Raw genomic sequence first — 18,260 nt, 5'->3', positions numbered from 1 at the left:
GGGATAGCATCCTCGATCCCGAGCTTGCAGAACCACCGATAGGCGAGGTTCACCTGCACTTCACGGCAGAGCAGCCGCTCCGAGCGGATCGCGAAGACATACCCCACGATCAGCATCCGGATCATCAGCTCCGGATCGATCGACGGGCGACCCATGGACGAATAATGAGGAGCTAGTTCGCTGCGAAGCCAAGACAGATCGAGAGCAGTGTCAATCTTCCGCACCAGATGATCTTCGGGAACCGCGTCGCTGAGATGAAACTCGTAGAACAGTTGACCTTGGTCACTCTTCAGACGGCCCATCATGGATCGACCTCGTCGCGATTCGCGTCAACACAACGGAATCACGCTTGCCGGCTCGTCTCAACTGACTTTTGCAACAAAATCGACCCAAAGCGGACATGCCGACCTCGGTCATCGCAATAAGCTGGGTTGGAGCTATCCTATTCACAGAACCTCGAGGACTATCATCTTTCGGTGGTCTTTGCGGGACAGGCGACTGGGACGTACATCGATATCGGCGCAGGGGCATCCGGTAGCTGAACTGTGCTTCGGAAGCTGGTAGCGGCGCAACCGCGCTTCAGACCCGTCCGTTGACCGGCAGCAGCGCGCCGGTAACGGCGCTGGCGGCGTCACTCGCCAGGAAGAGGATGACATCGGCGAGTTCCTTTGGCGCGACCCATTTGGAAGAATCGGCCTTCGGCATGCTGGCGCGGTTTGCCGCGGTATCGATGATCGAGGGCAGCACCGCATTGACGGTGATCTTGCCTTTCAACTCGGCAGCTAGTGACTCCGTCAGCTTATGCACGCCGGCCTTCGACGCCGCATAAGGACCCATGCCGGGGCCGGCCTGCAGTGCGCCCGTCGCACCGATATTGACGATGCGGGCCGCCCGCGAGTTGAGAAGATGCGGGATCGCTGCGCGCGAAGCATTCAGCGCGGTCTCGACATTGAGAGCATGCATGCGCTGCCAAACCTTGGGATCGCCGTCGGCAATGGTCTCGAAGGCAAATCCGCCAGCAATATTGATTAGCGCGTCGATCGCGCCAAAATGCGCGGCGGCGGCATCGATCGCCTCTTTCGCCTGTGCCGCATCGGTCAGGTCGATGCGGCCGAATTCGATCCGCTGGGCTGTTGCGGCGAACTGCGACTCAGCATGATCGATACCGGCGACTCGCGCGCCGCGCGAAAGGGCTTCCTCGGTGACCACCTTGCCAAGCGCGCCCAGCGCGCCGGTGATGATAAAGACGTTACCCTTCATGGCGGTCTCCGTGCGAATGAGAATGAATCGACGCCGCAATCACTATGGTCAGCAGAGCTTCAAAATGTGCGCCGCCCTGGCTGAGATCGACCGCGACGATACCGGGATAAAATGCCGACGACGCCCGGCATCCGCCCAGGCTTGCGGCGCATATCATTGGCGCCGATCTGCCACAGTCACGCATCACGTCTTCCACTTGATCATCGTCCGCAGGATGCTCATTGGGCGGCCGGCGTAGGGCGGCTGAAATAGCATTTGGATCGGCGAGAGAGGACCTTGATAGAAGACCGGGCGCAATTTTGAAAAGGTGTTGAACCCCTCGCGCGCGTGGTAATGGCCCATACCGCTCGCACCGATCCCACCGAATGGCAGGTCGTGCTGGCCGACGTGCAGGAGAGCTTCATTGACCGATACGCCACCCGACATCACCCGCGAGATGTAGAAGTCGCGCAGCTCGGCATCGGAGGTGAATGGATAGATTGCCAACGGTCGGTCGTGACTATTGATATAGTCGGCGACCTCCTGCCGATCTGTATAGGTCTTGATCGGCAGGATCGGGCCAAAGATCTCGCGCTGCATGACAATCATGTCGTCCGTCGGATTTAGCACGAGATGCGGTGGAAATTTGCGCTGCTTCGTGTCCGGAATCTGCCGTTCCGCAAGATTGACCAGGACTGCACCCTTTGTACGGGCATCCTCCAGGGTCGCCTGCAGCCGCGTGAACGACGGTTCATCGATGATCGACGTGTAGTCTTGACCGTTGATGTCCGGGAAGCGCTCGGCAAACAGCTTGCGGCAATGATGGACGAACTCGTCCTCACTCCCTTTGGGCAGAAACATGTAGTCGACATTCGTACAGATCTGACCGGCATTGAACATCTTCACCCAGAGAATGCGCTCTGCCGCTGTCTTGACCGGGAAGTCAGGCCCAACAATTGCAGGTGCCTTGCCGCCCAATTCAAGCGTGACAGGGGTGAGGTTGCGGGCCGCGTTTGCCATGACTGCGCGACCAGTCGCGCCGGATCCCGTGAACAGCAGATGGTCGAAGGGCAATGACGAGAATGCGGGTCCTCGTCCGCCGCCATCCTCGAAAAAGGCAAGCTTCTCGAGCGGGAAATACTTTGGCGAGACACGGATCAGGACCTCGGCGAGCGCTCTTGAATTTTCCGACATCTTGACCATCGCACGATTGCCGGCGGCCAGAATTGCGGCGAGCGGGCAGAAGCTGAGGTTAAGCGGGAAATTCCAGGGAACGATGACCCCGACGACGCCGAGCGGCTGTGGGATGACGCGGTTGCGCGCGAGCGGGTAGGTCATGAAGTCGACGTGCCTGCGCTGCGGTTTCATCCACTTTTTCAGGTTCTTTCTGGCGTCGGCGATTGTTTCCAGGACAACGAAATATTCGGCGAACAGGGTCTCGAATTCAGACCGGTTGCCGTAGTCGGCGTTGATCGCTGCGACCAGCTCGTCCTTGTTGTCCTTCAGGAGTTGCCCGAGGGCCTTCAGGTCAGCAATGCGCTGATCGTAGGATGGCTCGGGCGCCGCCAAATAGGCCGCCCGCTGCGCGGCGAAGCAGGACTGCAGTTCGGCGGGAATGTCGACGGAACGGAAATTGACAGGCACGTTCATGATGTTCGCTTTCTCTGGGTTTCGCGTGTCCTCCAGGTGGATAACCAGGGCACGCGCTGACCGTGACCGTGTCAACTCCAAGTCAGTGCATGCTTGCGCTCGCATGGACGGAGCCCGGCCTCTCATCCATGATCCGCTTGATGGCGCGAGCGCAGCAGCCGCACTGGGCGCAGCATCCGAGGCAGGCATACACCTCGCTCATGCGGGGCCGTCGCGCTTCTTTTATGACCACTGAGCGCACCTGGTGGTCGCTGAACACATTGCAAGAACAGACGATCATCGCCTTCTCCTAACCAATACCAATGAGTCGGATGAAGACCGCCACAAGCGCGGTGCTCCAGCCGCAAGCACGATGGTTTCCGCTCGGCTCATCTCGGTGTGGCCAAGAGGCCGCTCGCGGACCAGATGGTTACCCATTCCAGCTCCTTCCGAGGCATCGCGAACGCTTGCTGCGGCGCCTCGACGCTACCCGCGTTCAGGTGGCCTTCTGCTTAGCTTCGGTCTGCAGGTCTGCTTCGGTGAAGCCACGGCCGCCGGGGCGGAGCGCCGAATGTTCGCGCTTTGAGTGGACGAGCGGGTAGAACATCTGCGTCGTCCAGCGCTCCGGGCCAAACAGGATGTCGTCCTGCAGGCCGACCTTGGCGGGATATTTGCGTGTGATATGCGCCGTGCCGAACAGCACGTCCCAGAAGAACAGCAGGTTGCCGAAGTTGCCCTTGTAGTGGCCAATGCCATCTTCGTTGGTGAGCGCATGGTGCGCCTGGTGCGTGGCCGGCGTGGAGATGGTGCGCTCCAGCACCCACATCAGCGGATGCAGCGCGCGGATGCGGTACAGCGGCGCATCCCACGCCCAAGCGCAGTGCGCGCCCAGGATGACCGCCAACTTGATCACCAGGTACGCCGCATAGACTGGGCCGAAACCCAGGTACACCGCCACGCCGCCGATCCACAGGCCCGGCATCATCAGGTAGTAAAAGAAGTTGTTGCGGTAGGTAATGCGCACGCTCATGTAGGCCGCGCTGTGATGCGCGCGGTGCAGCGGCCACAGCAACGGCGTGTGCGAGGCGCGGTGCCAGAGGTACTGCGTGAGGTCATCGCCGATGAGCAGCAGTCCGGCCATCGCCCACCATGGCAGGTTGGCCCAGGCGTCGTGCTGCGTCGGCATGAGCCAGCTGCACAACGCGTTGCTGCCCAGCAGTGCGATAGGCTGGGTGATGGCGATCAGGCTGACGAACATCAGCACTTCAAGCCAGGCGTCGTTGGCTGTCGCGTTGCCGCGCACGGTGGCTTGATACCGCCGGGTGACGAACTCCATGGCGGCAAAGCCTAGGATGCAGGCGCCAATTAAGAGGTACTGCAATTGCGAGCTCATATGGGACGTCTCCTGCCGCTCTCATGTTTTGAATTGTGGAACGGTCTAAGGGGTGTCGCCATATTGCGTCCAATGCATAATATTCATCGTCTTGATGCATGGAGAGCAATGCCGTGAATCTGCGCCGCCTGAATCACGTTGTCGCCCTTGCCGACACTCTGCACTTCGCCCGCGCCGCCGCAGCCGCCCACCTGAGCCAGCCGGCCTTCAGCCGCAGCATCCAGGCCATCGAGAACGACCTGGGTATCCGCCTGTTCGACCGCGACGTTGGTGATGTCCGCCCCACCCGTGCCGGGGAATTCGTCATTGAGCGGGCGCGCAAGCTGCTGTTCGAGGCGCGTTGCCTGCAGCGCGACGTGGATCTTTACCGCGACAGCCAGCTCGGCGACACGGCCTTCGGCGTCGGGCCGCTGCTAACGGCCACCCTGATGCCACGCGCGCTTGTGGCGTTGCGCCGCCAGCACCCGCAGGTGGCGCTGCGCATGGAGGTCGGCAACTGGGCGCAGTTGCTGGAGAGCTTGCGTACCGAAAGCATCGAGTTCTTTGCCGCCGATGTCCGTGACATGCCTGGGGATGCCGCGCTGGACATCCAGTTGATCGGGGGGCAGCAGGCCGGCCTGTATGTGCGGGCAGGACATCCGCTGGCCGGGCGCGAGCACATGCTGCAGGACGTCTGGGCGTACGGTCTCGCCGCACCGAAGTTGCTGAGCCCCTCAAAGGTGGAGCTCGCCGCCCTGCTGGGCCTGCCTGCGGGCCAGGAGGCCGCCATTGCGCTCGAGTGCGACAACTACGGCCTGCTCAAGACGGTCGCGCTCACCACGGATACTGTTCTGGGTGCGACGAACGCGGCGGTACGGGGGGAGCTGGAATCCGGCGCGCTTGTCCGGCTTGTCGTACATGGCTGGCAGTCGCCGCCGTCAAGCACGGGCATCGTGTGTTTGCGAGGGAGAACCTCGTCGCCGGCAGCCAAGGCAACCGTAGCAGCGATTGTGCGGGCAGCGGCCGAGATCAACGTCTAGGCGCCTTGTCGCACTCGACGCATCGTCCGGTGCGGATTACCGGCCTGTCCATATGACGACTGTTTCGAAGTGATCGACCAGACGCCGGAGTCTGCTTGTGGCCGATATTGTTGCAAAAGTCGATTTTCGCCGATGACCAAAATTCTGCGGGCCGTGGGCGCGACTTTCGCGTACAAGATGCGGGGGACCTCACGGCCTCACGCAAAATTCACAGGCGACTTCGGTAGCGCGATTGAGGTCATACGAATCAGCGATCGCTCGCTGCTTAGTGTTTTCGCGAAAAATCTTGAGCCCTGCAACTTTCGACTTTTGCAACACAATCGGCCCTTAGCCGACCTCGCTAATTTCCCAAATGTCCGCTTTGCCCTCGCAAGCAGAATCAGGCAGCCGACCGACATGGGCCAGATTCGGACATCGCAGCACAATGGGCATCTTGATCAACTCGAAAAACCGCTGCAGCAGGTCGCAACGACCACGATAGCAGTCGGGGCTCGCTCTGGCCGGCAACCTCGATCATGCGAACGTTAGGGACCGAGCGGCGTGAGGGCGCTGCGCAGTGGCGCGCTGGAAATCTGCATCAAACCCGCAAATGGCTGACCCAGCTCCAGGACCAGGTAGATCGCCCCGGCGGCCGACAGTGCAAAAACGAACAGCGAGCCGAAAACGGTTGCGCTGGGCTTGGCAAACAGGCCGAAGCTTCCAAAGATGATGGTGAGCCAGAAAATCAGCACCACCAGGAACGGCATAGGGATCGAGTTGTTCGTCTGTGCGAACAGCAACAGGCGGGTTTGCGCAATGTCGGTGGCGATCTGTATGGCCCTGGCTTGCAGGGAGCGCTGGGAATCGTTCTGCGGCGAAAGCTCCTGAAGCTTCGCAAAGAATGCTTCGCTTACGGCGCTGGCCTCGAAGGGGTTCGCCTTGGCAACCTCGGAACTTTTCTCGCGCCACATTCGATCGGCTAAAACAACGATGGCGCGCCGCAACAGATTGCGTTCGTCATTCGCCTCCGGTCCGTACTGCGCCAGCAGATTGTCGAGCAGGACAACATTACTCGTCATCTGCGTGACTTGAGTGCTCTGCGTGTCGTAGGAGCCCTTCGCCGAGGCGATCAGCAGACCGAGGACAAGCGCGGCTATCGTCCCGATGAGGCCCGTGCCCAGCCTGACCACATCCTTGTCATCCGTGCTCAAGTGATGCCCAGGAAGGAACATACCGAGCAGGGCACCGCCTGAGATGCATAGAAACGTGATGCACGATAGCGCGATTGCATTCATGATTCACCACTGTGTTGCGAGGCGTGTCGTGACTTAGCGCTGTGTCGCCTTCGCCGCGGAGGCAACTGCGGGTCCCTTGGCGATCAATGTGCGTCGGTCGTGAATCAAGCTCTCCAGCCGGTGGGCTGCCACGTTCAATGTGGCATCATCCACCGCGCTCTCGTCTCCAGCAGCGGATTTGGCGAGCTCCGCCTTTAGAATGCGGTCGATTTCGTCTTCGATATCCGAAAGTTCAGCCTCTGTTTCGACTTTCCGAATCCGGCGCGCCAGGGCGTAGAGAGAATCGAGCGGGCCTTCGGCTGCGCGGCTGCCGAGGCCCAGGAATTTCCACGCCGCCGCAAGCATGGTGGCAGCGCCACCCAGTACCATCGGCGTCAAATAGATCCAGTTGCCGTACTCATCCATGAAGCTTTGCGTGGTGCTGTTGTAGACGGCTGCGGCGCCAGGGTGCAGCGGAAGGTAGGCATCCTGGTCGGTGCTGGGCGCGGTGATCTGCGCGAAAATCGGCTGCTCACGCAGAAGATTCCTGCGCGCGCTCATGATCGCCTCCGTGAGGTCGGTTACCAGATCAGTGCCAAGCTTCTTTTGCGCAACCAGATATAGCGAGGTCCTCAGAGTCGTCAGGTCATCTTCCGGGACCGGCGGCGATCCCCGCAGTGTGCCCTTCGGGACGTCGAAGCTTTCAAAAGCGCGCTCATTCTCTGCAATTGCCCCCGCGGACTCGATTGGGATCAGTACCGGGGTCTTTTTACGGTCAAGCTGAAAAAATCCGCGAACGAGCGAGAGGTATTTTTCGGCGAGCGGGATCACGACAAGCAGGGCGCTGACTTGCTTTGACTGAATGGCTTGCCGGACATCCGTCAAAGCAAGGTTCTTGAAGACAACTTTTGCGCCCGCCAGATCGTATCCCTTGGTCAACACATCGACAATTTTGGCGTTCACTGCTCCGCCGACCACGCCGACCGTGCGTCCCTTCAGGTTGGCAATGCTGTCGATGGACGATCCCGGCGGCGCGATGATCAGTACGACCATATGGCTGACGACGACGACGGCTTGCGCCTGCGACAAGTCGCCAACATCGCCGCGAACCACAGCGAGATCGACCTTGCCCGCGGAGAAAGCGGCAGCGGCCTCAAGCGCGGTGCCGCTGTCGATGACCTTGAGCCGGACCGGCGCGTTCGCTGAAACGAACTCGCCTGCCATCGCTGACATTGCCTTGGCCGCCTCGCCGTCGACCGAACCGACCGCCACAGTCAGCGTTACCGGGCGGCTGTAGTACCGATAGGCAAGGAGACCCGCGCCTGCCGCAAAGGCGACGACGCCGACGAGCAGGAAAAAGCGAAGCCACAGCGGCAATTTCATCGACATCATGCTCGCCACCTGTGTGGGTTCGCCACGTCCCTGCCGCTGTATTTCTGCACACCTGCGATGCCCGCAAACGTCCGCGGCCAGAATAGCTGCCAGCCGCCGCTCTACGTGCTCGCTGCTACGGCAGATGAGGACGTTGATCTATATCAAGCTCACCCACCGCTGAAGGTCTACGGGAAACGGCCGGCAAATCGGGCTGTTTGCGCGCCCTATGCGGCGGCTCATTCCCTCTCCTCGATCAGGGGTGATCATCATGCAATCCTCTTGGCCTAACGAGCCCAGTCGTCGCCTGGTTCTAGGCGCACTCGCAGCAGTGCCCGCATTCTCCGTGCCACTCGTTGCCGGTGCCCAGACACAAACAACGCCCGCGCAAGCACCGCTTCCCGCAGCCGGTTTTTCATTCGCTGCGGTCGGCGATACCCGACCGATGATGTACCTCCCGTTGAAAGAGGGACAACCGGACCTCAGCAAGTTCTTCGTCGAGATGTTCGGATTGGTCATGCCGGAAAAGGTCGCCGAGGCCGTCGTAGCGAAGGATGTGAAGATGATCTTCGATCCGGTCACAAAGGACCTGGTCAAGGTCGTCATGCCGTTCGCATCCAAGACGGAAGTGATGACCCTGACGGTAGATAAGGGTTGGGTCACTGAGGCATCCGTTGAAGACGTGAAACTGCTTCCCGGAGTGCATCGAACCATGTTCCGGCTTCAGGGCGGCGAATGGGTGACGCGCGAAATTGTCAAGGACGTTCAATCCGGTCGCGCCAAATTCGTGGTCAATAGCGGTGACGCTGTGTGGTGGGGCAATCAGGGCTTGACCGTGAGTGACAGCCCATACTGGAAGCGCGTGAACGAAACAATGTTGAAGAAGCTACCCGCGCCGGATGACGAGATGCGCGCGGCCGGTCTGGATGGGCGCTTTTTCATGAGTGTGGGTAATCATGAGGTGTGGGCCGACCCAAAGATTGAGGGCGTACTTTCGGCTGTGCCGTATCTGAAAAAATTCGGCGTCACGCCGGAAAACCTCATCTACAAATTCGACTTCAAGGGCACCCGCTTCATCTATCTCTGGAGTGGCAAGTACGATTACCGTTCGCCGTCGCTGTGGGACGCTGATCGGCCAAAATATGCCGAGCAGATGACCCAGCTTCAAAAGTGGATGGACGAGGCGAAGGCCAACGGCATTCGGAAGGCGTTTATCGTCTTCCACTATCCCGTGTTTGCGCGGTCAGGCTTAGGCCCGATCCCGGCTCCCGATAACCCGCACAAGGTGATTGCGTCGTATGCCAAGGACATGGAGGTGATCGTGTTGAACGGGCACGTCCACACCACGGAAATCTACGATGTAGATGGGGTAAAGTATCTGATGTTGGGCGGTGGGGGCGCAGAACAAGACCCAATCCTGCCGGGGCGAACCAGCATCAAGGTGCCCGCCGACTATCCGCGGGACCTTTACTGGAAGGGCCAGCCTCCGCAAGAGGAGTACAACTACGTGCTGGTGGACGTTGAACCCGGCCAGAAGACTAAGTTCACCCTCAATCGCTTCCGGCCGTGGTCGGCGGAGCCATTCGGGACTGAGGAACTCTTCACGTGACAGCAAGCGGGCAATAGGCCGGGAGTGAGGTTCTGGCGACAGTACTCCTGATTATTCACGGCTTGGTCGCCGTTGCACTGCTTGGCGCGATTACGCACCAGACCTTGGCGACGTGGGCGACTGTGGGAACGCGCCCCAGTTCGTTTTTCGGCCGCTTTCGCTCCGTGCCATCGGCCCGGTTCGCCGACGCCGTCGTCGTCTTGTATGCCATCTCCATCCTGCTCGGTGGGATCATCTATCTGTATTTTCGCGTCGACATCAGGCCAGAGTTAGAGCGCGCCGGTCATTGGCCAGCCCTGGGCTTCTTCGACCTCAAGGAGCACTTCGCCGCTATCGGTTTTGCGTTGCTACCAGCCTACTGGGTTTGCTGGCGACGGCCGCGTGCCGACGAGCCTGCTCAGACGCGCACGATGCTCACCTCGATCCTCGCCTTTGTCATCTGGTGGGGCTTCCTAACTGGCCACGTCGTAAACAACATCAGGGGTTTCGGCGCATGACGTTATCGGCTGCGTTCCGCCGCTTTGCATTCGCGTTCGGGACGACATTTGGCTTCCTCTACGTGGTTGCACTCGCAAAGGACCTTGCTCTTTTCACCGTTTTCCCGTCGCTCGGCATCGTGCTGGCGGGCACGCATCATTCGCGAGACGTTGCTGACCCTGCGATGGGATTTCTAGCTCCAGCGATGTACTGGTACGGGTGGGCCGCGACGGCCGCGCTCGGGGCACTGATCGTCGCCCTCGTTGCTGCGTCGTTACCCGGACGTTCAGTGCGAAACTTCTGGTCGGGATGGGTGTGGGTAATTCCCATCCTCTCGATGATCGCTTGCGTCTATCTCACCCTGCCTTGGTTTAGGCTCTGACTTGGGTGCTTCCGCACATGGATCATGACCGATTAAGCTCAAAGCGGGCTCTCTGGTCGGAAAACCGCTTCGCGCTCTTCCGGATCAAGCTTCAAGCAGCCCGATCCGGCCGCAAGGCCGCGTAGAGACCGACGAGGGTTCCGATGGCGACCAGGCCTGCCGCCAGCAGCACCTGCAATTCCCCATCATCGGTGGCGCCTGCGGACGACACCAGCCTGGTCACGACGACGAACAGAATGCCCACGGAGGCTGCTGCACCCACACTGAGATAAGCGAGCTCTCGCGTCAGGTTCCGGCCGAGAAGTCCGAGTGCCGTGAAATACATCGCGCAAGCGTTGGGATGAACGAACAAGGCAACGCGCGCGTACGGACCATAGGAGTCGAGAAGGGACTCACATCGGCCCAGTGCCGCTTTTGAGGCAACCCGTTGCAACATCGGTCTGAAAAAGCGAGCCTGTCCGTAACTCAGAACGGCGCCCACGATGATGGCCGCCCACGCCACGATGAAAACGGAGACATCCGCAGGCTTCGGATTGAGCGCCACGGACATCAGGATGAGGGCGGTTCCGGGAAAATAGCCGAAATACGGAAAGACCGACTCCAGGAGCACGCAAGCGAACATGAAGACCGGAAACCATGCCGAACCGGTCGCATCCTGGACGATGGCGTTCAAGTCGAACAGGTTCGTCTTGTACAGGACGAGGTACATGCACATGGCCAATCCGGCCAGCGCGTAGAACGGCAACGCCCCCGACAAAAACCGTCTCATCCAGCCGCCGCGCTTTGTTTCGCGGACAGGGCGGAGACCTTCGATATCGGGACAAGACGACGGAAACGCATGGCTCATGTTTAGGCGAATGAGATTGCCCCTGTCGATAGCAATCCTCGCCCCAGCTGCGCGGGCCATTCGCCGCATTGAAAATGCTCGCTGATCGGGAAGACGCAGTCGATCACAGACCTAGTGTGACCTCAGCCCAGTGCATCGCGGTGCTGCCGCCCAGAAACTCGATCACGCGGGGCTCGATGGTCTCCGGCCGATCGTGGCCAATGACAGCGGTCGCTGCGATCATGTCGCAACGCTCGTTGTAGACGACCGACACCAGCGTTTTGCCGGGAGCGCCACGTGAGTTGAGCGTGTAGGCGCGGCTGCGACCGTTCATCGACGCAATCCTGATGGGATGGCCGGAACCGCGTGGAGAGACTTCGCCCAGGAGAACGGTATCGCCCATGCGATCGAGATCCTCGTCATCGGCGACGCCCGTCGTGCAATTGCAAAAACCTATCTTGGCACGCAGGTACAGCGTCACCTCGACACCGCAGTCGGAAGCCCTGCAGCGGAACGCCTTTCCCTTGCCCCATTGGTCGATCGAGAAGGGCCACGTCACCTCCTGCCACACCGGCGTGGCGGAATTCGCGGCGGCATGCCGTGGCACATGGAGCCACAAGAGCGATGCCGCCAGCGCGCTTCCCAGCGAGATTGCTGCGACGGCGATGGCGGCTGCCCTTCTCATCATTTCACCGTTCTCGTTCCGGGTCAGTTGCTGGCGAGATATTGCTTCGCCGCCGCGACCTCGGGGCGTTCCGAATCGGCACTGGCCGTCAGCGTTACGAGCTGCTGACAGTTCTGTCGTGCCGCTTCCCTGTCACCAAGGGCTTCGGCCGCCTTGGCCGCTCCCGCGAACGCGTGCAAGCGGTTCGGCTCCTTCGCCTTGGTTGCCTCGAATGCAGCAAGCGCCTCCTTGGCCATGCCGCGATCGAGCAGCATGAAGCCGTAAAGTTCGCGTGCCGGCGCCAGCGGTCCGGGCGTGATCACGTGCTTTTCCGTCTTGTCCTCGGCATCCGCCGCGGCACTCATCGCATTGAGCGCCTCGTCATACTTGCCCTCGGCGTAAAGCACCCAGGCGACGGCGACCTGACGCTGGATGTCGACGATTCCGGACCAATAACTGTCCTTGGCGTCCTGCAGCTTGTCGCGCAATTCTGCCAGCTTCTGGATGTCGGCCTTGGCGGCCTCCGGTTTGCCGGAGCGCGCCGCGCCGAGGGCCCGGGCGAAATGCGTTACCGCCATCGCAAAGTTGAGGTTGCTCGGCCTGACCGGCAGCTGCGAGGCCCCCTCCCAATCGCCACGGTCGATCGCATAACGCGCCGGCGAAGCCGCCAGCGCGTAGTCTGCCGCCGCGACCGTCGCCTTGAAGTCGGTCTCCTTGATCATGTCGTCGATGACGGCACGCGCCTGCTTGTCCTGGCCGAGCTGCAGGTAAGCATAGACCATGTAGTCCTGCGCATGCAGGTAGTTGCCGACCGACTTTTCGGCCATCGCGGCTTTCACGGAAGCGGTGTTGGAGTCGATCGATTCCTTCCAATAGCCGACGCGCGTGTAGATGTGGGAGGGCATGTGCTGGGCGTGCGGCGCGGCCGGTGCGATCTTGGCGTAACGATTGGCGGCATCGAGCCCTTTCTGCGCCAGCGCCGGGTAGTCGTAGAGATGGATCAGATAATGCGTCACGCCCGGATGCATCGGCAGCCGCCTGGAGATCGGCTCGAGAATCGCCGCGCCTTTAATTTGCTGCGCATAGGTCTTGTCGTTCAGATCCGCCGAGGTATTGAGCGTAATGGCGTAGGCGATCTGGGCTTCGTCGTCGTCTGGATATTTTGCCGCGACGCGCGCCTGCGCGTCACGCAGCATGCGCATCCGCTGGACGTGAGGAATCTTGTCGTAGTCGGCATACATCACCATCAGCGCATCGATGTAGTCGCGTTCGCGCTCGGTCGCGGCGCCGATCTCCTTGGCCTTCATGATCGCGGCGAGGCCTGGCGCGAGGTTCGGCTTTGGAATCGCATTGTGCGGATTGTCCATGTAGGTGAGCGCAATGCCCCAATAGGCCATGCTGCATGTCGGGTCAGCCTTGATGGCTTCTTCGAAGATCTCCTTGGCGTTGGCGTACCAGTAGGAATGCTGATAGCGCATCCCGCGATCGAAACGACGCTGGGCCACATCGTTGCAAGAGGTCTGGAAATGAACGCTGCCGAGCTGCTGATCTACATCGTCTTGCGCGACCAGAGCCTGTGGTCCTGATAGGCCGAAACCGGCTACGATGACGAGGAACAGGGACTTCCGCATGGATCCCTCCCTTTGCCTGATACGCAATGAATTGGTCTTGATACCCCCTCACTATATGACGTTCGCGGCTTTTGAACAGCGAAGTGAATCGCGGCAGCGCAACTGACCCAGCGGCGCCTCGAAGTTGGCGAAATCAATCCGAAGCCAGCGCCGTCGGAGTTCGATCCTTACGCGCGCATCATTCTGGCCTCGGATCGCGTCGCTACGCGATCGACAGAATCTCGATCTCTTGCGCGCCTGAACCCACGACATCGCCGACCGCCTTCCCGATCAGCGACTTCGCGACCGGCGCCACGAACGAGATCGTTCCGGCCTTTGGATCCGCTTCGTCCTCGCCGACGATGCGATAGGTCTGCACGCGGCCGTCGGTGCGGCTGAAGGTCACGGTGCTGCCGAAGGCGACGACATCGGTCGACGCCGGATCGGGAATGACCTGCGCCGTGCGCAGCCGTTCGGTCAGATAACGAGCGTCGCGCAAGGGCACCGCCGACTGTCGGCGCTTTTCGTTGACATCCTCGATGGCTTGCGCGGCTTCATAGGCCTCGCGCGCCTCGCGAAGCTGCGCCTGCAGCGCCTGCAAGCCGGCTTCCGTCACGAGGTTTGGATGCGGCGAGATCGGGCGATCCGGCAGCAGCGTCTCGGACGCAGTTTCGGCGCTTTCTTCCTTGGTAAAGGCGACGCTCAATTCAGAATCCTGTCGAACTGTTTCGGACACCCGCTCGCGCCTCGCCCCACAACGGGGAATCGCGCCGAACAGCAGCCGGTGATTGTCCCGGACTATATCTCAAGTTCGACGAAACGGCGCAGCTTGAAGACCAGGTCCGGTACGGCCTGGCGGAACCGCGTCGCGTTCTGGAACGTGGTCGAGAACGGCGCGAAGGTGATCATCGCATTCCAGTGCTTGTAACCGTAGACCGTGACGGAGGCGCCGGTCGCCGGAAAATTCTCCAGCTTGCGCAGCTCGCCAAGCACCAGATCGGCAATCGCCTCGGCAGGAAGCAACTTCTTGCCATCAGGCGTCGTCGTGATTTTCGCCGGCCGCTCGACCGGCTTCGCGGCAGCCGGCACGGCATCGGGCGCAGCGTCGGGTTCGGCCGGTGCAGGATCGGGGGTGGACGGCTCGATCAGGTCGAACCCGTTCGTCGGCGCTGTCGGCGGAACCTCGGTGAGCGGCGGCGGAGCACTGCTGTCTGCGCGCTTGTTGCCTCCCAGGATGCTGCTGATCATGGCCACAAGGCCAGCATCCTTCACGTCGTCGCTCATTTCTCCCCCCGGGCTTCGGCCTACTCTAGCACCGCTCTCGCGGACCGCCACTGGGGATGTATGGCCGGATTCCGCTTGGTTAAGGCGCTACGACAAGGCGTCACACCAAGGCCGTCACACGATGGCACCGGCGGCCCGACGTCCGATCACGTCGCCCGCCGTGAGACCCATCACCGCTTATCGAACGGAATGTACCGCTGGTACTGCCTGGGCACAGAGTTGCGGTAGCGCGCGGGCACGGTGCCGCTGTCGACCGAATGATCGATTTCCTGCTGCCGCGTCATCTTCTTCTTCGCCGGCTTCTTCGATGCGCTCTTCTTGGAGTCGGCCGGCTGGCTGGAGGTGTCGCTGGTCGCGGCCGGCGTTGTCGTCGTCGCTGCCGGCGCAGTGGTTGTCGCGGCAGGCGCTGCGGTTCCACCGGCGGCCGGCGCATTCTGGGCCAGCGCGAGCGGTATTTGCATGAAAAGCGCCAGCGCTGCTGTCGCAGCCAGCAAATATGACCTTTGCATTAGAACCTCCAAAATACCTGATCCGAATGAGACAAGCCTGGTTCTCCGGGATCGACGCGCGCAAGTCTGCTCACGATAGGCCCGGACCCCCACCGCGAACTGTGGCGTAGATCACATTGCTGGCCGCCGGCTGCGTCATGATGTGCCATGTCGCGAACGCACGGCATTCCGCCGACACCAAGATAGGCATGACATGCCTCAGACGAGCCCAGCTCGCTGACGTACCCGTCCACCCGCTCTCGAAGGAGATTGAAATGCGTCGCATCATCCTCACTCTCGCATCGTTCGCCGCCCTGGTCGCCGTAGCATCCCCGGCCGCCCAGGCACATCCTGCAAACGATCGATATTGCCTGCAGGGACGCATGTGGGGCTATCCCGGCAACTGCCAGTTCGCGAGCTATCAGCAGTGCCTCGCCACCGCCTCCGGCACGTCGGCCTCTTGTGGCATCAATCCGCGCTACGCGTTCTCGCAGCAGCGTGCCTACTGACGACGTCGCGGCGTGCGCGCATGACGCGCACGCCGCCACACTTATTGCGTGAAGACGATCCGCTTCGCCGACAGTCCGGCGAACTCACTTGCGCGAAGCCGCTCGTGCGCGCCGATGACGAGAATGTTATCCGTCATCGCACAGGGAAAAATTTGCAAAGCGCGGCCGCAGCTTGCTCGTAACGCTCCCTCCCGGAACAACATCGATGTCGCGCAGTGTGTGAAGCAGATCGCTTGTGGCACCCAATCGCCTGATCTAGCGTGACATGCATATTCTGTTGCGAACAACTTTAGCTTTATTCGTTGCACGTCGTGACTTTTCAGGGAGGTGTTTTCAATGAGCAGCCGCCACAGCATTGTTCCGCGCGGTCTGAACGCAACGCGTTCGCCGCTTTCCCAGGGCCGCTTCGGACGCATGTTCCGCAAGCTCACGCCGGCGAAATTCGGTCCGAACGACGCCGACAATGTCGCGAACCTTTCGGCGCTGGCCGACAAGATGGTCGCCGACTTCGATGGTCCGAAGGACGGGCCGGACGCGGAGGAGAGCGGCATTCCCGCGCTCTACACCTATTTCGGCCAGTTCATCGACCACGACATCACCTTCGATCCGGTCAGCTCGCTGACCAAGCAGCAGGATCCCGACGGGCTCGTCGACTTCCGCACGCCGTCGCTCGATCTGGACAATCTCTACGGCCGTGGTCCGAACGATCAGCCCTACATGTATGACGGCATCAAGTTCCGGCTCGGCGAGAAGCTGACCGGCGCGGGCGTACCCGATGCCAGCGACCTGCCGCGCTTCAAGGGCCGCGCCCTGATCGGCGACCCCCGCAACGACGAGAACAGCATCGTCTCGCAGTTCCAGGCCTTGATGCTGCGCTTTCACAACCGCATGGTCGACGACAACGACAGCCTGTCGTTCGAGGACGTGCAGCAGCGCGTCCGATTCCATTATCAATACGTCGTGCTGAACGACTTCCTGCCGCGCATCGTTCACGCCAGCGTGCTGGACGAGCTGAGGACCGCAGGCCAGTACGACCGCAGCAAGCTCGCCCACTACCACTGGAAGACTTACCCGTTCATGCCGGTCGAGTTCTCGGTTGCGGCCTACCGTCTCGGCCATTCCATGATCCGCCCCGGCTATCGGCTGAACGATGCGGACAACATGCTGCTGCAGATCTTCCCCGACCCCAACAATCCCGACAAAAACGCGCTGACCGGCTTCCGCGCCATGGGCCCGGGACGCGCCATGGATTGGGGCCGCTTCATCGATCTGGACACGCGTCCCTACGGCGTCGAGGACGACGACACCAACCCCGACAACAAGAAGCGGCTGCAGTTCGCCTATCGCATCGACGCCTCGCTGGTCGATCCGCTGCGCAAGCTGCCGCCGGAGGTCGCATCCAATCCGTCGTCGCTGGCGCTGCGCAATCTCGAGCGCAGCTGGCGGCTCGGCCTGCCCTCAGGCCAGGCCGTCGCCAAGGCGATGAACCTGACGCCGCTGACGGATGATCAGATCATCGTCGGCAAGGCCGTCGACGAACCCGGCGCGGGCGATCCGCAAACTGGGATCGCAACCATCGCGAACGGCGTGTTTGCCGGCAATTGCCCGCTCTGGACCTACATCCTTGCCGAGGCGCGGCAATTCCAGACCGCGGTGACGATCCCGGCCACCGGCGCGCCGGCGACCGGAATCAACACGCCGCAGCTCGGCCCCGTCGGCGGTCGCATCGTCGCCGAGGTCTTCCTCGGCATGATGTTCGGCGACCATTCCTCCGTGCTGTCGCTCGACCCGCAATGGACGCCGGTGACCGGCTCCAGCTTCGCGCTGAAGGACCTCGTCGCCTATGCGCTCGGCCAGGGCGATCCGCTGCACTGAGGCCTGATGAGATGAGACCCGTTCTTTGTGCTGCGTGACAAGGCGTGGATGGCCGGGACAGGCCCGGCCATGACGCTGTGGAGACGGTCTAATGCGCGGCCCCGAGACCGCTCTCCTCCAGCCGCGCCGCAAACCATAGCGACAGCGGCTGATCGACCAGGCCGCTGACATAGACTTCCGAAATCGTCACATGCTGCCTGTCCAGCACCAGCAGCACGCCGATCCAGTACGCGAACCACACATGCGCGTCGGTCAGCGCCATCAGCTTGTGCTGGTCGTGCTCGAGCGAGGTGTGATTGCTCGCCTTGCGGATCTCGACGGCGAGCAGATTGTTCGGGATCTCGCGCTGATGCACGACGACATCGGGGTAGATCGATTTTCCCAGATGATCGTCGGTGGAGACGATCGTGCCGTGCGGCAGATGCAGCGTGCGCTCGCCGAGGCGGTCGTAGTTGCAATCGACTGACCAGCCCGAGAATTGCCGCTCCAGATAGACGGCAAAGCGGTGCGTCACCGCCCGCTCGCCGACGTCCTTCTCGAACAAGAATCCTTCGTGAGCGTAGAAGTCCCGGAGCGCCGCGATCACCTTGTTCAGCTCGGTCTGCATCTTGCCCCCCGGCCCTCGGCGCTCC

At 61.4% G+C, this 18,260-nt stretch carries 19 protein-coding genes; 6 read left to right on the top strand and 13 right to left on the bottom strand.

From position 1 onward, the window contains the following. The 4 genes from CT676_RS19870 to CT676_RS19850 all read right to left on the bottom strand — a co-directional run. On the bottom strand, positions 1 to 305 hold a 305-nt coding region (locus CT676_RS19870; protein ID WP_135215204.1), incomplete at its 3' end, for a transposase. Between the two features lie 274 nt (positions 306 to 579). Then, entirely contained in the window at positions 580 to 1,260 is a 681-nt protein-coding gene (gene fabG / locus CT676_RS19865; RefSeq protein ID WP_085398751.1) for a 3-oxoacyl-ACP reductase FabG, read from the bottom strand. 183 nt (positions 1,261 to 1,443) lie between these two features. Continuing rightward, a complete protein-coding gene (locus CT676_RS19860; RefSeq protein ID WP_085398736.1) occupies positions 1,444 to 2,889 on the bottom strand; it encodes a coniferyl aldehyde dehydrogenase in 1,446 nt (481 codons plus the stop codon). A gap of 475 nt (positions 2,890 to 3,364) precedes the next feature. Continuing rightward, positions 3,365 to 4,261: a sterol desaturase family protein gene (locus CT676_RS19850; RefSeq protein ID WP_038388984.1), complete on the bottom strand. Its 897-nt coding sequence runs from the start codon at positions 4,259 to 4,261 to the stop codon at positions 3,365 to 3,367. Positions 4,262 to 4,374: 113 nt separating this feature from the next. Here CT676_RS19850 and CT676_RS19845 point away from each other — a divergent pair, with 113 nt between their 5' ends. Continuing rightward, the gene (locus CT676_RS19845) at positions 4,375 to 5,280 is read left to right on the top strand and encodes a LysR family transcriptional regulator (RefSeq protein WP_085398752.1); all 906 of its coding nucleotides are present in this window, start codon (positions 4,375 to 4,377) and stop codon (positions 5,278 to 5,280) included. A 524-nt stretch (positions 5,281 to 5,804) separates the two neighbouring features. Here CT676_RS19845 and CT676_RS19840 read toward each other — a convergent pair. Both CT676_RS19840 and CT676_RS19835 read right to left on the bottom strand, forming a co-directional pair. Then, complete coding sequence (locus CT676_RS19840; protein WP_085398738.1) at positions 5,805 to 6,554, bottom strand: DUF4239 domain-containing protein; 750 nt, start codon at positions 6,552 to 6,554, stop codon at positions 5,805 to 5,807. Between the two features lie 33 nt (positions 6,555 to 6,587). Beyond that, on the bottom strand, positions 6,588 to 7,925 hold the full coding sequence (locus CT676_RS19835; RefSeq protein WP_135215203.1) for a TAXI family TRAP transporter solute-binding subunit: 1,338 nt from the start codon (positions 7,923 to 7,925) through the stop codon (positions 6,588 to 6,590). Positions 7,926 to 8,235: 310 nt separating this feature from the next. Here CT676_RS19835 and CT676_RS19830 point away from each other — a divergent pair, with 310 nt between their 5' ends. From CT676_RS19830 to CT676_RS19820, 3 genes are all read left to right on the top strand, one after another. After that, entirely contained in the window at positions 8,236 to 9,513 is a 1,278-nt protein-coding gene (locus CT676_RS19830; protein WP_244623211.1) for a metallophosphoesterase, read from the top strand. A gap of 62 nt (positions 9,514 to 9,575) precedes the next feature. Further along, positions 9,576 to 10,010, top strand: a complete 435-nt coding sequence (locus tag CT676_RS19825) for a hypothetical protein (protein WP_085398740.1) — start codon at positions 9,576 to 9,578, stop codon at positions 10,008 to 10,010. Further along, on the top strand, positions 10,007 to 10,372 hold the full coding sequence (locus CT676_RS19820; protein ID WP_028151240.1) for a hypothetical protein: 366 nt from the start codon (positions 10,007 to 10,009) through the stop codon (positions 10,370 to 10,372). The genes CT676_RS19825 and CT676_RS19820 overlap by 4 nt, the downstream gene beginning before the upstream one ends. Positions 10,373 to 10,463: 91 nt before the next feature. On the opposite strand, the gene CT676_RS19815 is transcribed toward CT676_RS19820, so the two are convergent. From CT676_RS19815 to CT676_RS19790, 6 genes are all read right to left on the bottom strand, one after another. Continuing rightward, positions 10,464 to 11,141, bottom strand: a complete 678-nt coding sequence (locus CT676_RS19815) for a hypothetical protein (protein ID WP_085398754.1) — start codon at positions 11,139 to 11,141, stop codon at positions 10,464 to 10,466. Positions 11,142 to 11,322: 181 nt separating this feature from the next. After that, positions 11,323 to 11,886, bottom strand: coding sequence for a hypothetical protein (locus CT676_RS19810; protein WP_085398741.1), 564 nt, complete (start codon positions 11,884 to 11,886; stop codon positions 11,323 to 11,325). A 20-nt stretch (positions 11,887 to 11,906) separates the two neighbouring features. Then, positions 11,907 to 13,493, bottom strand: a complete 1,587-nt coding sequence (locus CT676_RS19805; protein ID WP_085398742.1) for a hypothetical protein — start codon at positions 13,491 to 13,493, stop codon at positions 11,907 to 11,909. A gap of 202 nt (positions 13,494 to 13,695) precedes the next feature. After that, on the bottom strand, positions 13,696 to 14,178 hold the full coding sequence (greA, locus tag CT676_RS19800) for a transcription elongation factor GreA (protein WP_085398743.1): 483 nt from the start codon (positions 14,176 to 14,178) through the stop codon (positions 13,696 to 13,698). Between the two features lie 92 nt (positions 14,179 to 14,270). Then, a complete protein-coding gene (locus CT676_RS19795) occupies positions 14,271 to 14,756 on the bottom strand; it encodes a hypothetical protein (RefSeq protein ID WP_071909689.1) in 486 nt (161 codons plus the stop codon). 170 nt (positions 14,757 to 14,926) lie between these two features. Next, positions 14,927 to 15,265 (bottom strand): hypothetical protein, encoded by a 339-nt coding sequence (locus tag CT676_RS19790; protein ID WP_085398744.1) that lies wholly within the window; start codon positions 15,263 to 15,265, stop codon positions 14,927 to 14,929. A 254-nt stretch (positions 15,266 to 15,519) separates the two neighbouring features. Here CT676_RS19790 and CT676_RS19785 point away from each other — a divergent pair, with 254 nt between their 5' ends. Further along, on the top strand, positions 15,520 to 15,753 hold the full coding sequence (locus CT676_RS19785; RefSeq protein WP_085398745.1) for a DUF3551 domain-containing protein: 234 nt from the start codon (positions 15,520 to 15,522) through the stop codon (positions 15,751 to 15,753). Positions 15,754 to 16,089: 336 nt separating this feature from the next. Then, entirely contained in the window at positions 16,090 to 17,628 is a 1,539-nt protein-coding gene (locus CT676_RS19780; protein WP_085398746.1) for a heme peroxidase family protein, read from the top strand. Between the two features lie 88 nt (positions 17,629 to 17,716). On the opposite strand, the gene CT676_RS19775 is transcribed toward CT676_RS19780, so the two are convergent. Next, positions 17,717 to 18,235: a hypothetical protein gene (locus CT676_RS19775; protein WP_085398747.1), complete on the bottom strand. Its 519-nt coding sequence runs from the start codon at positions 18,233 to 18,235 to the stop codon at positions 17,717 to 17,719. Positions 18,236 to 18,260 lie beyond the last annotated feature (25 nt).

The organism is Bradyrhizobium sp. MOS001 (assembly GCF_004634465.1).
Taxonomy (GTDB): Bacteria; Pseudomonadota; Alphaproteobacteria; order Rhizobiales; family Xanthobacteraceae; genus Bradyrhizobium; species Bradyrhizobium barranii.
Note: the sequence above shows the minus strand (reverse complement) of the source record. Positions and strands in the feature narration are given on the sequence as shown.

Excerpts from the sequence above, each read along its gene's own strand:
- CT676_RS19785 (WP_085398745.1), top strand. The coding sequence starts at position 15,520 with ATGCGTCGCATCATCCTCACTCTCGCATCGTTCGCCGCCCTGGTCGCC.
- CT676_RS19775 (WP_085398747.1), bottom strand. The coding sequence starts at position 18,235 with ATGCAGACCGAGCTGAACAAGGTGATCGCGGCGCTCCGGGACTTCTAC.
- CT676_RS19780 (WP_085398746.1), top strand. The coding sequence starts at position 16,090 with ATGAGCAGCCGCCACAGCATTGTTCCGCGCGGTCTGAACGCAACGCGT.
- CT676_RS19805 (WP_085398742.1), bottom strand. The coding sequence starts at position 13,493 with ATGCGGAAGTCCCTGTTCCTCGTCATCGTAGCCGGTTTCGGCCTATCA.
- CT676_RS19840 (WP_085398738.1), bottom strand. The coding sequence starts at position 6,554 with ATGAATGCAATCGCGCTATCGTGCATCACGTTTCTATGCATCTCAGGC.
- CT676_RS19860 (WP_085398736.1), bottom strand. The coding sequence starts at position 2,889 with ATGAACGTGCCTGTCAATTTCCGTTCCGTCGACATTCCCGCCGAACTG.
- fabG (WP_085398751.1), bottom strand. The coding sequence starts at position 1,260 with ATGAAGGGTAACGTCTTTATCATCACCGGCGCGCTGGGCGCGCTTGGC.
- CT676_RS19795 (WP_071909689.1), bottom strand. The coding sequence starts at position 14,756 with ATGAGCGACGACGTGAAGGATGCTGGCCTTGTGGCCATGATCAGCAGC.
- CT676_RS19820 (WP_028151240.1), top strand. The coding sequence starts at position 10,007 with ATGACGTTATCGGCTGCGTTCCGCCGCTTTGCATTCGCGTTCGGGACG.
- CT676_RS19835 (WP_135215203.1), bottom strand. The coding sequence starts at position 7,925 with ATGATGTCGATGAAATTGCCGCTGTGGCTTCGCTTTTTCCTGCTCGTC.
- CT676_RS19790 (WP_085398744.1), bottom strand. The coding sequence starts at position 15,265 with ATGCAAAGGTCATATTTGCTGGCTGCGACAGCAGCGCTGGCGCTTTTC.
- CT676_RS19810 (WP_085398741.1), bottom strand. The coding sequence starts at position 11,886 with ATGATGAGAAGGGCAGCCGCCATCGCCGTCGCAGCAATCTCGCTGGGA.
- CT676_RS19815 (WP_085398754.1), bottom strand. The coding sequence starts at position 11,141 with ATGAGACGGTTTTTGTCGGGGGCGTTGCCGTTCTACGCGCTGGCCGGA.
- CT676_RS19850 (WP_038388984.1), bottom strand. The coding sequence starts at position 4,261 with ATGAGCTCGCAATTGCAGTACCTCTTAATTGGCGCCTGCATCCTAGGC.